The organism is Bacillus sp. JJ1503 (assembly GCF_036965125.1).
Classification (GTDB): domain Bacteria; phylum Bacillota; class Bacilli; order Bacillales; family Cytobacillaceae; genus Cytobacillus.
Genome location: NZ_JBALOZ010000178.1, coordinates 1 through 13568, shown reverse-complemented (window position 1 = coordinate 13568; position 13568 = coordinate 1). Strand labels below are relative to the sequence as shown.

At 37.0% G+C, this 13568-nt stretch carries 11 protein-coding genes and 2 pseudogenes; 7 read left to right on the top strand and 6 right to left on the bottom strand.

Features of this window, described 5'->3' with window-relative positions:
• A pseudogene (locus tag V7149_RS14295) lies at window positions 1-335 on the top strand (RlmI/RlmK family 23S rRNA methyltransferase); the annotation flags it as partial.
• Window positions 336-382: 47 nt separating this feature from the next.
• Here V7149_RS14295 and gltP read toward each other — a convergent pair.
• The 4 genes from gltP to gdhA form a co-directional block, all read right to left on the bottom strand.
• The gene (gltP, locus tag V7149_RS14290; protein WP_335346289.1) at window positions 383-1660 is read right to left on the bottom strand and encodes a glutamate/aspartate:proton symporter GltP; all 1278 of its coding nucleotides are present in this window, start codon (window positions 1658-1660) and stop codon (window positions 383-385) included.
• Window positions 1661-1870: 210 nt separating this feature from the next.
• The gene (locus tag V7149_RS14285; protein ID WP_335346290.1) at window positions 1871-2764 is read right to left on the bottom strand and encodes a response regulator; all 894 of its coding nucleotides are present in this window, start codon (window positions 2762-2764) and stop codon (window positions 1871-1873) included.
• Complete coding sequence (locus V7149_RS14280) at window positions 2761-4044, bottom strand: sensor histidine kinase (protein WP_335346288.1); 1284 nt, start codon at window positions 4042-4044, stop codon at window positions 2761-2763. The genes V7149_RS14285 and V7149_RS14280 overlap by 4 nt, the downstream gene beginning before the upstream one ends.
• Window positions 4045-4181: 137 nt before the next feature.
• Window positions 4182-5564, bottom strand: coding sequence for an NADP-specific glutamate dehydrogenase (gdhA, locus tag V7149_RS14275; RefSeq protein ID WP_335346287.1), 1383 nt, complete (start codon window positions 5562-5564; stop codon window positions 4182-4184).
• Between the two features lie 188 nt (window positions 5565-5752).
• On the opposite strand from gdhA, the pseudogene V7149_RS14270 reads away from it, so the two are divergent.
• Window positions 5753-6651 (top strand): annotated as a pseudogene (locus V7149_RS14270) (LysR family transcriptional regulator).
• A 21-nt stretch (window positions 6652-6672) separates the two neighbouring features.
• Window positions 6673-7209 carry a DinB family protein gene (locus V7149_RS14265; protein ID WP_335346286.1) on the top strand — a complete coding sequence of 179 codons (537 nt, stop codon included), beginning with the start codon at window positions 6673-6675 and terminating at the stop codon, window positions 7207-7209.
• 64 nt (window positions 7210-7273) lie between these two features.
• Here V7149_RS14265 and V7149_RS14260 read toward each other — a convergent pair whose 3' ends face one another.
• A complete protein-coding gene (locus tag V7149_RS14260; protein ID WP_335346285.1) occupies window positions 7274-8947 on the bottom strand; it encodes a hypothetical protein in 1674 nt (557 codons plus the stop codon).
• A gap of 261 nt (window positions 8948-9208) precedes the next feature.
• Here V7149_RS14260 and V7149_RS14255 point away from each other — a divergent pair, with 261 nt between their 5' ends.
• The 4 genes from V7149_RS14255 (at window position 9209) to V7149_RS14240 (ending at window position 12502) form a co-directional block, all read left to right on the top strand.
• The gene (locus tag V7149_RS14255; RefSeq protein ID WP_335346284.1) at window positions 9209-9742 is read left to right on the top strand and encodes an RNA polymerase sigma factor; all 534 of its coding nucleotides are present in this window, start codon (window positions 9209-9211) and stop codon (window positions 9740-9742) included.
• Window positions 9726-10373, top strand: a complete 648-nt coding sequence (locus tag V7149_RS14250; protein ID WP_335346283.1) for a hypothetical protein — start codon at window positions 9726-9728, stop codon at window positions 10371-10373. Before V7149_RS14255 ends, V7149_RS14250 begins: the two co-directional genes overlap by 17 nt.
• A 700-nt stretch (window positions 10374-11073) precedes the next feature.
• The gene (locus V7149_RS14245; protein WP_335346282.1) at window positions 11074-11601 is read left to right on the top strand and encodes an RNA polymerase sigma factor; all 528 of its coding nucleotides are present in this window, start codon (window positions 11074-11076) and stop codon (window positions 11599-11601) included.
• Window positions 11582-12502, top strand: coding sequence for a hypothetical protein (locus tag V7149_RS14240; RefSeq protein WP_335346281.1), 921 nt, complete (start codon window positions 11582-11584; stop codon window positions 12500-12502). The genes V7149_RS14245 and V7149_RS14240 overlap by 20 nt, the downstream gene beginning before the upstream one ends.
• A gap of 61 nt (window positions 12503-12563) precedes the next feature.
• Here V7149_RS14240 and V7149_RS14235 read toward each other — a convergent pair whose 3' ends face one another.
• Entirely contained in the window at window positions 12564-13166 is a 603-nt protein-coding gene (locus V7149_RS14235; protein WP_335346280.1) for an AAA family ATPase, read from the bottom strand.
• Window positions 13167-13568: the final 402 nt, after the last annotated feature.

The following is a 13568-nucleotide window of genomic DNA, read 5'->3' as shown; positions in this document are numbered from 1 at the left end:
CTGTTAGAAAGCATTTAAAATTTGAAATGGTCATTCTTGATCCTCCGAGCTTTGCACGATCTAAGAAACATACCTTTAGTGCAGGGAAGGATTATCCGGCTTTACTTGAGGAAGCGATTCAAATAACAGAAAAGAATGGAATTATCGTTGCCTCAACAAATTGCAGTACATTTGATATGAAAAAATTTAAGGGATTTATTGAAAAGGCATTTAAGCAAACAGGAGATAAATATACAATTCTAGAGGAATTTAGTCTCCCTGAGGATTTTAAGACACTGAAGGAATTTAAAGAAGGCAATTATCTAAAAGTGGCGATAATCAAAAAGTTGGCGTAAAAAGAAAGTGGATGCATTAGAAAACTCTGATGCATCCACTTTTTTTATTAAGCTGATTTTTGAATAGCAGTGATGTATTCTTTTCCTTTTTTCGTATCAAAACGGCCTTCCCACTTAGACATAACAACTGCTGCAAGTGAATTACCGATAACGTTGACAGCCGTACGGGCCATATCTAGAATACGGTCGATCCCAGCAATAAAGGCAAGGCCTTCAAGTGGAATGCCTACAGAGCCTAATGTTGCTAAAAGAACGACGAAGGAAACTCCTGGGACACCAGCAATTCCTTTTGATGTAACCATTAATACAAGCATTAACGTAATTTGTTGGGTAATACTTAAATCAATCCCATACATTTGAGCAATAAAGATTGCTGCTAATGCCTGATAGAGAGTAGAGCCATCCAGATTAAATGAATAGCCTGTCGGAATGACAAACGAAACAACGTCTTTTGGACAGCCGTATTTCTCCATCTTTTCCATCACTTTTGGAAGAACAGTTTCAGAGCTTGCCGTTGAATAGGCTAAAATAAGCTCGTCTTTTAAAATCTTGATGAGATGCAGTAAGCTTGTGCCACACATTTTCGCAATAACACCAAGTACGACAACGACAAAAAAGATCATTGTTAGATAGACACAAATGAGTAACTTTCCAAGTGGAATTAATGATTCAACCCCGAATTTTGAAACAGTAACTCCGATTAAGGCAAATACACCAAATGGAGCAAATTTCATGATTTGATTCGTTACCCAGAACATGGCGTCAGCTGTTCCTTGGAAGAAAGCAAGGACTGGTTTTCCGCGCTCCCCGATTGCGGCAATTCCTAAACCAAACATAACTGCAAAGAAAATAATCGCTAGCATATCCCCATTCGCTAAAGATTGAATAATGTTTGATGGGACAATGTTTACAAACGTATCGGCAAAGCTATGACTTGTAACTTCGTTTGTTGTATCAACATATTTTTGAATATCACCTTTTGCCAGTTTCGACATATCAAGGCCAGCACCCGGTTTAGCAATGTTAGCAGCAAGCAAGCCGATGATAATGGCAATGGTTGTGACAATTTCAAAGTAAAGAAGGGTTTTTCCGCCAAGTCTTCCTAATTTCTTCATATCCCCGGTTCCAGCAACGCCAAGAATTAATGTAGAAATAACAATTGGGACAACAATCATTTTAATTAGTCGGATAAAGATATCCCCGATTGGCTGTAAATAAGTTGAAACGGCAGGGTTTCCGTAAAATATCGCTCCGACAATAATCCCTAGAGTTAATCCAACAAGAATTTGATAAGCTAAGCTAAATTTGAACTTTTTCTTTTTCATCAAATCACCTCTCCTTATATAATGAAAACGCTTACTATGCGATAGGGAAAATAATAAACTAATTATATGGAGAAGTTACTGAATCCTACAAAATCCGACAATATTTTATTAAAAAATAAAAAGCCCCCACCTAAAAACCTTTAAGTGATGGGCTATTAACAGAAAAAGCTAAATTCAATTATTAATTGTGTCATTTGATGAAGGTCCTATTTATGAACCTTGACTGAATTTCTCCATTGTATCAATATACAAAACTTGCAGGAACTTTTTTATATTAATTTTTACTTTCATTGTTTCATGGGTGTCTGTATCCATTTCTTTCATTCGCATCCTGATTTCATGAAAATCAAAGTAGCGAGGAGCATAATATTCAAATGTAGGGTTCGTGTAATCGAAACTTCCTAGTGAAGCTAAGTTATTTAGCGCCGCTATAATGGCCCTGCGGATCCGCTGTTCAATGGATTTAATTTCTTTTTTCATTTGGGGAGAGTCTGTTTGATTCGAAATGGCTACTGCCTCGTATAATTCTTTTAAAGGAGGCAGCAGAGTGCTCCCATTTTTTTGATTCATTAAGTATTCCATCATCAACACCATATCTTCGCTGCCTGCTTCACCGATAATCCCCATATCATTTAATATCGATAAAACGATTTCTTTCACGCTTTGTTGTTTTTTCGTGTTTTTAGTTGTTTCAATGTGGGCGAGTGATTCTCGGATAGATAATAGAGACTGCTTGAGATGAAATTGGTCAGCTGTTCTTTTTAGGATGCTGAATACTTCAACCCGATTGATTGGTTTGTGGATAAAGAATTCAACCCCTTTTTCATAAGCCTCCCCGACCATTTCTTTATTTACTATTTGAGAAATCATAATAAACTGGCCTTGAAACCCTTGTTCTCTTAACTGTTCGATCGTTTCAATCCCATCCAGCTCTGGCATCAAAAAGTCAACTAAGACAAAATCAGGACGAGTTGAAAGAATAAGCTGAAGCGACTCATGTCCACTCTCAGCCTCACCAATAACATGGCCAAGTTCTCCATCGACAATGATTTTTTTTAGCATACTTCGGCTTGCTGCATCATCATCTATAATAAAATATCTCAGTTTAATTCAACCCGCTTTCTTATGTTACTAGTTGGAATATGTATTCGGAAAATGGTTCTATTTGCAGAGGATTCTATTTTAATTTGGCCTTCTAGCGAATGTACAATGTCTTGTACATGGGAAAGGCCAATGCCAGTTGCGGCCACACCGTGATCATTATATTTAGTCGTATAACCTGGTTCAAAAATAAGAGACAAGTTCTCATCTGCGATTCCTTTTCCTGTATCCTCTACAATGAATACAGTATTTGCAGACTCATTAATGGCTTGAATATCAATTGCCCCTATGCCCTCGATGGCTTCGACTGCATTTGCAGTGAGATTATTTAATATCGCAAGGAGGGGAATTTGCTGAGCTGTCTCAAAATCAATGGATGTCTTTAGCTGAAAGGTGATTTCTTTCCCTAACAAATCACTATATTTTTCATTTGATATTGCTACGATACCGAGAACATCAGAAAGATAGACCGCATCTGTTTTCTTTTGCGATGAAATTTTTGCTAGTCCAGAAAGAATTCGCTGCGAATCTTTTTTCACTTCATGTATTTCTTGTGCGATGAGCAATGCTTGCTTACTCAACTCTGAAAGATTGTGCCTTTTTAATTTTCGATATAAATCATGGCTCGATCCTGTAATCTGTTCAATATGATCGATCGACTTTTGTAAATAAAGAGTTTCTGCATATAATTCTGATCCAACCTCGAGCATTTCTTGCATCTGTTTTTTTTGCTCAGAAATCGTAATGGAACTATATATTCCTACTACAAAATAGCTTCGGAGTAAAGCTACACCGCTAAGCATTAACCATTCTTGCAGATTAATGTTCGAATGATGGATAAGCAAATAGCGCATAAGATGCTCGGCGCTGTTTCCAATGAATTCGAAGCAGGCAGCGAAAACTCCAAGGAGAAGAGGAGAGGATTTGTAATTATTAATATTAATAATGCTAAATCCTAAAGCAAACAAGAAATAATACAGAAAAGCTGGGAAATGACTCTCAAAGCTTAGCCCAAAAGAAACATGGTTGAACACCAAATCCTCACAGGTACGCAAACTAATAACAGTCATTCCTGTAATGACCCCTGTACGAATTAAAGATACTGGAGGAAAAATAAGAATCAGCAAAAAAAAAGCAATACTGCCTAATCCGAATCGAAAATCCTCCCCATAAAAAGGGACCACTTTGACCTCACTTAAGAGAGCAGTTAAGATTGCAGTAAGAAATAATGGAACCCATTTAATTCTGATAATATTTCTATTGAATATGTATGTGGAAAGCATTGAATTCTCCTAATAGGGGTAGTGCCCCAACTGATTAAAGTTTCATTTTATTATAATCTAATCCTATATCAAAAGGAATTCACAATGAAAAAAGGTGGATACATTAGAATTCCCCTAATGCGTCCACCTTTTTTCTATTAAACAACGCCCTGTACAATCATAGCATTAGCGACACGAATAAAGCCTGCGATGTTTGAGCCGATAACTAGATTACCTGGATAGCCATATTCTTCAGCCGCATTGACTGTGTTGCGGTAAATATTTTTCATGATTTGATGAAGTTTTTCATCTACTTCTTCAAATGTCCATGCAATTCTTGCGCTATTCTGAGACATTTCGAGTGCTGAAACAGATACTCCACCGGCATTTGCCGCTTTTCCTGGTGCAAAGAGGATGTCATCCTTTAGAAACACATCGATCGCCTCTAGGTTAGACGGCATATTGGCTCCTTCACCGACAGCTTTGACACCATTGGCTACAAGAATTTTTGCAGAGCACTCATCTATTTCGTTTTGAGTTGCACATGGAAGAGCGATATCACATGGGATCGACCAGATGCCAGAACAGCCTTCAACATATTGTGCATGAGGGTGTTCATAAACATATTCATAGATTCGCTTGCCCTCAACCTCTTTTATGCGTTTAACAGTTTCAAGATTTAACCCATTTTCATCATAAATATATCCATTAGAATCACTGCATGCTACTACTTTAGCGCCTAATTGCATGGCTTTTTCAATCGCATAAATTGAAACATTCCCTGATCCAGAGACAATCACGGTGCTTCCGTTAAAGCTATGGCCTTTATCTCTTAACATTTCTTCAACGAAATAGACAAGTCCATATCCAGTTGCTTCTTTACGTCCTAAACTTCCTCCATATTCAAGCCCTTTGCCAGTTAATACACCAGCTTCATAGGCTCCGCAAAGTCGCTTATATTGACCGAACATATAGCCAATTTCTCTTGCGCCAACTCCAATATCTCCTGCTGGCACATCAGTATCAGGACCAATATGCTTATATAGTTCAGTCATAAAGCTTTGCGTAAAACGCATGATTTCTCCATCTGATTTTTCCTTCGGATCAAAATCTGCCCCGCCTTTTGCTCCTCCAATTGGGAGACCAGTTAAGGAATTTTTGAAGATTTGTTCAAAACCGAGGAATTTAATGATGCTGGAATTTACGGTAGGATGAAAACGAATGCCGCCTTTATAGGGGCCGAGGGTACTGCTGTACTGGACGCGAAATCCGCGATTTACTTGTACCTTTCCTTTATCATCAGTCCATGGAACACGGAAAGTAATGACCCTTTCAGGTTCAACAATTCTTTCGAGAATGTTTTGATCCATATATTTCGGGTGTTTAGAGAATACAGGTAAAAGTGAATCAAAGATTTCTTCAACAGCTTGATGAAATTCTGATTCAAACGGATTTCTGATTTTCACCTTTTCAAATACTTCATTTACATAATTAACGGCTACTTTGGATTCGTTTTTTTTCACTTCCTCTATAGTTTGCATAATGATCATTTCCCCTCTGTATAAATTAATTGTTTATTAGATAACAATATTTGGATATTCTTAGAATTTATAACCAAATAAATGGATTTTCTATTAAAGAAATTTTATAATGAAAAAATAATCTAAACAATATGAATTTTAGATAAGAACAATGCCGCTGTGAGATGAATCGGGGGAGATGGGTATATATGGAATTAAGACAAATACAGTATTTTATGGAGGTTGCAAAAAGGGAGCACGTGACTGAAGCTGCAGATGCGCTCCATGTAGCACAATCAGCGGTTAGCAGGCAGATCTTTAATTTAGAAGCAGAGCTCGGAGTCGATTTATTTATTCGCGAGGGCAGAAATGTTCGGNNCCAATAGGAAAAATATTTCTCGAGCACATGGAGGAAGCGATGCATGTGATAGAAAGTGCGAGACGTGAAGTAGATGAATATTTGGACCCGGAGAAGGGGACGATTCGGATTGGATTCCCAAGCAGTCTTGCTGCATATACACTGCCGACTGCTATTTCTGCCTTTAGCAGGAAGCATCCGGAAGTGAAATATCAGCTGCGTCAAGGCTCTTATCAAAGTTTAATAGATGGGGTAAAAAAGGGAGATATCGATATGGCACTCCTTGGTCCAGTTCCGAAAGATGATAAAAAAGTGCTGGGAAATATTTTATTCACAGAAAAAATAGTCGCTCTATTGCCAGTTAGGCATCCTCTAGCGGATCGGAAGTCAATCAAATTAAGCCAATTAAGGGATGACTCCTTCGTCTTATTTCCAAACGGCTATATTTTGCGTGAAATTACTGTAAATGCCTGTCAGCAGCAAGGTTTTCAGCCGAATGTGACATTTGAGGGAGAGGATATAGATGCGATAAAAGGCTTAGTTTCAGCCGGTCTCGGTGTAACGCTAATTCCCGAAATCACATTGATTGACAGTTTGCCCCGTCAAACAGTAAAAATCCATATCGAACCTCAAGTCACAAGGACGGTAGGGGTGATTATACCGACTGATCGTGAAATGCTCCCAACTGCGAAGCTATTTCATGAGTTCCTGAATGAATTTTTCAACATGCTGGGAAGTTTTCAAAAATAAAATAATAAAGGGTGAAGGTATATGTATCAAAAACCATATGCAAATGAATATCCTGCTTATTTTTCAGCTTATGTTAATTTAGTGCCAGAGGGAGAAATGATTCTTTTATTAAATGAGCAGTTGAAGGAAACGGTGAATGCGATTAAAGATGTGACAGAAAGACAGGGTCAATTTCAATATGAGTCTAATAAATGGACGGTAAAAGAAGTGATTGGACATATGGCAGACACGGAACGTATTATGGGTTATCGGATTCTTTGCATTGCAAGAGGCGAAACGTCTCCGCTTCCGGGATTTGACGATAATCTTTATGTCCAAAATGGCTCATTTAATCAATTGTCTATGCAGGAACTTCTAGACAATTTTTCAATTGTACGCCAATCCACAATCGTTTTGCTGAAAAGTTTAGATCCTGCTGCATGGCTGAGGAAAGGAAATGCTAATGGCTCTGAGATTACAGTCCGTGCGATTGCAAGTGTTATAGCAGGACATGAGCTTCATCATCGAAATATTTTGCATGAGCGCTATTTCATGTCCAGTGAATTTCCATCTAATTAAACTATTACTATAAAAAAACACGATGAAGCTCTATATTAGATCTCCATCGTGTTTTTTAAACTTTTTACTCTAACCCTTCAATTAATATTTCCTTTGCAGGGGAGAAGTCTTCACCCGTATCCAAGTAAATTACCCTTACTATGTCACCTTCCTGGAGATAAATAGCCATTGGGCTGCTCTCTGAAGAAATTACGTAGTTTTTTCTGTTATCTAGGAGGAATGACACAATCGTGAAATCTCCAGTCTTCTCTTTATAAACCCGTACTACGGTTCCGTTTACTTGTTTTTCCTCGGCCTTAGAGCTTCCGTCTACAGTGCCGCCGCCTCTCTGGAGAGCTGTTTTGTACAGCTTTAAGGCTTCGTTTGGCGTATTTCCATACACGGAAATTTCCGGATTAGCTGCTGAAACAATAAAGTAATTTTGTAAAAATCCGTTAGAATCGAGCACTGGCGTAAGCCAGCTTGCTTCTCCATAGAAGTTATACAGGACAGGCATCTCACCATCCCATTTCTTTTCTATAAATTTCTTCTCAATGATTTGTAAAGCACCTTGGGAGTCCATGTAGGATTCTTCAAGATTACCAGTATAATAAGTCGCTTCACCGGTTCTTGAGTTGGTCAGGGAATACCCAAGCATCGAATCCACACCTTCTTTCGGACTCGTAAAATCGGTAAAGTAATACATATCGCCTTTTTCATCAAAGATGGGACTAACATTTGCTTCAGTGCCTTCATCTGAAGGAAGCTTTACATCCCTTTTGCCAAATACACTATTCCAGAATCCGTGAACATAATTTCCGAAATAGCTATTTTGTAAGCTGACGGCCTCTGGAGAAACCGCACCATCAATAAATGCCGGCACGTTCGCTAAGCGATATTCCTCCGTATCGCCATTTTTAGGATCCACAATGATAATTCCTTTAACATCAAAACCATTACGGGCTGAAACAAATTCACCAAATGTGCGGATATAATGTGGTTTTCCCTCATCATCAATCTCTAATTGGGCTTCGCCGTAAAAAATATGCTTCGGGTACTGCATCCGAATATGGCGTTCAAGATTTTTATTAAAATATGAAGAAGGAGTGTAAATCATTTCAGTCTGAATAAATTTAGGATTTGCAGAAGAGTCAGTAGCACTAATGGTAAAATACCCTGGAGTTTGTTTCCCATTAATCCATTTGAACAATCCCGAAAACTCAACCGGAGCAATATACACATAATTCCCATTCACCTTTTGAATTTGCAAGTTTCCAAGCTCATAATAGCTCGTATTAGGCACTTGTCCGAAAGCTTTCTTCATTTTATTTCTTGCAAATTGAGGCGGTACACTTGCTGGAGTTTCATTTTCATCAAATGTCTCAATCTCCATTTTTTCCTTCATTTTGGCAATTTCATATTTTTCATCAGCATTGAAGAGGAAGGCAGTTAAGAAAAACCCTCCGACTATTAGACTAGCTAGAAATAGCAGGCCTTTGATCATTCTTTCCTTGCCCGAAGCAAACAACGCTCCACAAAGAGTAACGATAATGGCAAAAAACCAGAAGGACGTCAGGTTGCGATCGAGATTGGTAATATAATAGAAGGAAAAGACAATTATAATGATAAGAACAATGGCTGTAATAAGTGCTGCTGAGTTTGACTTTTTACCATCTATTTTTTTGTTTTTTGAGAAAGGGATCAGCACTAGTGCAGAAGCTAATCCTGCAATAAGTGAAAAGAGAATGACATTGCTCACACAATCACTTCTTTCATAGGAGTTATTATGTTTATTTACGATTGGTCATATGGAAAGGTTTCAATTTGAATGTAAAACCCCTTAATTAGGCATCATGAACGTTCATGGAACGCGTTTTTCAAGTTATCCATCAAAAACTCAAGCCATTAAGTTTCATGTATAGTGTATCCCATTACAACATCATAAAAAAACACTGTCACGTTTATCTTATTAGAACGACAGATTAATATACTGATAAAAAAAAGGCGGGTGAGGAAGAAATTGAACAGAAATCGGGAAGAGCTCGTGATGGAGTGGTATGAAATATATTATGAAGATGTCTATCGATTTATATTGTTTATGATCCAAGATAAACAAAGCTGTGAGGATTTTGTTCATGATACATTCGTTCGGGCGTATACGGCCTTTGAACATTTTGACAACCGTTCGAGCATTAAAACATGGCTGTTTAGTATTGCCAAACATGTTGTCATCGATGAAATACGCAAACGGCAGCGCTGGAGGCTTTTTAATTCCATTTCTAAAGGGAGTGAAATACCATCTGCTTTTAATGTTGAGCAATATGTGGAAAATAAAGAAATAGTACTGAACCTGATGGAGGCCATCAATCGTTTAAAGTCAAATTATCGGCTTGTCATTATTCTAAGAAAGATAGAAGGCTTTTCAACAATTGAAACGGCGGAAATACTAAATTGGTCTGAGGTTAAAGTCCGAAAAACACTGTCTAGGGCATTGAAGTTACTAAAAAAAATGCATGACAAAGAAGGTGGTGAACAATTTGAACAATCAATCTAATGACCAATGGAAGCAATTGAAACATTTTCGACCAACACACAATGAGAAAAATGCTTTAAGAGAGAGGCTTTTACAAACACTATATAATCAACCAATTATTCGTTCTCCAAAAAGAAGTTACAAATGGAAAGCACTCATTTCCACTTGCCTGTTCGTCCTAATTTGCAGCGGGTTTATTTGGAAAGTAATTTCCGAAAGTACTCAACCTCGTACTGCTGAGCGTAGAAATGCTGAGGAGCAGCCGATTGGGATGAACAATAAATTTACATGGGAGCTACAGGATGTTTATATAGAGAAGTTATCAAATGGCTGGGAAATCTATTCGGAAATTACTTCCAGTAAAGTTGGGAACATTGATGTTGTAACAGAAGAGGAGATGAATCAAATTACTTCTGCTATAACAATTGAAGAAATTGTAGAATTACAAAGGTTTCCATACCCAACCCACATGATTATTGAGCATTTGAAAATAAGGGATACAATTCAGCGGTTTCATTTCTTCATTCCAATTGAAAATGAGGAATTTGCTCACTTTACATTTGATTATCCCAAGATTGAACATGAGAAAATTTTTCAAGCAATGAAAACTCTGAAAATCGAAGATGTAGAGCCTGCTAAGAGTAAAGAATAAATATTTGTTAAACATGCTATAGTATTGTACTCTATCCTGCCAGCCATGAAGCGATTTCGATTATTCTAATATGGAAGTTTATATTTTAAGATGTTCCTCGTAAAGGAGGAATGCCTTTTTTTTACTCATAGGGAACAATTATCAAAACGGCTTTCATTGCAGGATCATACTCCGTCACATATCCTTTCTCTGCCGAAAAAAACGTTTTTAATATTTTGCTAATATATTTTATTGGTCAACTATATAGGTATCCCTCTTTAGAACTCTTTTTAATCTATCCTCCTTTGGTACCCGTTTTAGATATTATCATCATTTTGCTTTGGGCAAGGCATGAGAATAAAAAGAGATCTGCAGCAGAATAGGCACAAATTTCAAGAAAAAAGCGGATCCAATCTCCAAGGTTTTGGAAATTGCTTTCAATGGGAATGTTGGAAATTATAAATGATAGAATACGCATTCACTGGATAAATACAAGCATTGTTGTTATTTTGATGCTTATCTTAAAATTTGCGTTAACGAAAACAATCATATAGAAGATAAGACAAAGGGATGAAATAAAATGCCCTTTGTCTTTTTCGTTCATTCAGCAATCTTAAGAGGGAAAATTACCTTTATTAGAAAATATAGATAAATACTGTCACATTTCTTTACCTAATACGACTGATATATAGTCAAGTGAAAAAGGCGGGTGAGGAAGAACTTGAATAAGAATCGGGAAGAACTCGTAATGGAGTGGTATGAATTATATTATGAAGATGTTTACCGATTTATATTGTATATGATTCAAGATAAGCAAAGCTGTGAGGATTTTGTTCATGATACATTCGTTCGGGCGTATACGGCCTTTGAACGTTTTGACAACCGTTCCAGCATTAAAACATGGCTGCTTAGTATTGCCAAGCATATTGTCATCGATGAAATTCGCAAACGGCAGCGCAGGAGGCTTTTTAATTCTATTTCTCAAGGAAGAGAGGTGCCTTCTGCCTTTAATGTTGAGCAATATGTGGAAAATAAAGAAACCGTGCTGAACCTGATGGAGGCAATCTATCGTTTAAAGTCAAATTATCGGCTTGTCATTATATTAAGGAAGATAGAAGGCTTTTCAACAATCGAAACTGCGGAAATATTAAATTGGTCTGAGGCTAAGGTGCGGAAAACATTGTCGAGGGCATTGCAGGATCTTAAAAAAATGAATGAAGGTGGTGAGCATGTTGAGCAATCAGTATGACGATCAATGGAAGCAATTGAAAAATCTAATGCCAACCCAAATGGAGAAGGATGCTTTAAGAGTTAGACTTAGGCAATCAATAAAGAATCCATCTGTTAACCGTTTCCCAAAGAAAAATTACCAATGGACAGCCATTTTAGCATCATGTGTGTTTATGCTTATTTGTGGAGGGGTTATTTGGAAAGTAATATCAGATGGGACAGGACCGCATACTGCTGAGCCTAGAAATGCTAAAGAACAGATGGAAAATCCATTCAGCTGGGGGCTTAAAGACGTTTACATCGTGCAGTCATCCAATACTTGGGATTTCTATTCAAAAGATTCTTCTGCTAAAGTGGGAGAGGCTTCAATTGTAGATGAGGAGGAAATGAAAAGGATAACTGCTTCTTTACCGATGTTTGTCAAAGAAGAACTAGAGAATTTCCCATACCCAACAACCTTGAATATTGAGCATGTAAAAATGATGGATACAGCGATTAGATATCACTTCTTTGTTCCAATGGAAAATCAGAACTTTGTTCATTTTAGTTTTGATTATCCGAAGCTTGAACATGCTGAAATTTTCCAAGCGATGGCTACGTTGAAAATTGAAGGAAAATCTCCCAAACAGTCTGAACAACCAATATATGTGAAACATGGCTATGGAGCAATGATATTTCCAGTCGGGCTGGAACCCATTTCCCTTTCACCGAGCGAAGAATTATATTATTGGGAAGAAGCTTCTTTTAGCGCGTATCATCAATATTTAGACAAAATTTCAGAAGGGCATTGGAAAAGGGAATCGTCTAAGGGGGAAACAACCACATTTGTTTCTGGCAATGGAATGGAGATAGTGTCAATCACTTTAAAAGATAAAAACTTAATATACGAATTTACTTATCTTCATGACGAAGAACAATGAAATCAGTACTTAGAGACCAATCCATTTTTGAAAATTGGTCTCTTTTTTTAGGAAATGGCTTTTAAAGAGTGATGGTCCAGTCAGCATTTTTTGCTGGATCACACACTGAAACATATTGGTCTTCTGCAGGAAAATAGCGTTTTTCATATTTTTTTAAGATAGCAGTCTCATCTCCGATATATAGGTCCCTTTTTAGAACCCTTTTTAATCTTTCCTCCTTAGGAACATCGATATATATAACATAATCCAGAAAAGGCCTTACTTCCTCTCGCTGTAAAAAAACCCCTTCAATAAACAAAATGGTGTCCAAATCTATTTTTAAATGGTTCAGCAAATATTCATCCTTTTCTTTGTCATATAACTCAATTTGTTTATTAATCGGATGCCCCATTTGAATGGGGGACAAAATTTCGCTTATAAGGTAACCATATCTCCACTGTATATGGTAATAACATTCCCAATCACTAATTGCATCGTTGTAGCGAACGGATTTGGGGTGAATAAAATCATCTATGTGCAATACAAAAATTTTCATACCTTTGTTCCGAAGGTCTTTTTCTAGAAAACTCGTAAAGGTTGTTTTCCCTGATCCGCCTAAACCATCAATTCCTAATATAAAAATACGATTCTTTTCTTTAGTCTTGAGGATTTTTTCTATTTCCATTTCTCCACTCCTAATGAGCCGTCATCACTAATCTATGTAAAATATAACATTTAACATGCAGTTGAGGGGATATTAGTCAGGATTCTTTCGATTAGTAGAAGTTCATGACACAAAGGATATGCTTGTATAGATATAGCTTAAGGTTAACCATCCCTTTTGTTCGCGAAAAACAAAAAAGACTTAGTTCACTGTTAGTTTGTGAACAAGTCTTTTAATTTGTGTAAATAGAATATTTGAATTATGTACAATTTCTAAAGGTTTTAGTTATTAATAGAATGGTTCAAGAGAGATTGAGTTCATTATTTAAAGCTATCTCTAAATCCAATCAGAATTTAAGGAAATGGAAACTTATTCTAATTTTTTGTTGCATTCTAAAAAGTTAGAACATATAATAAATTTAAA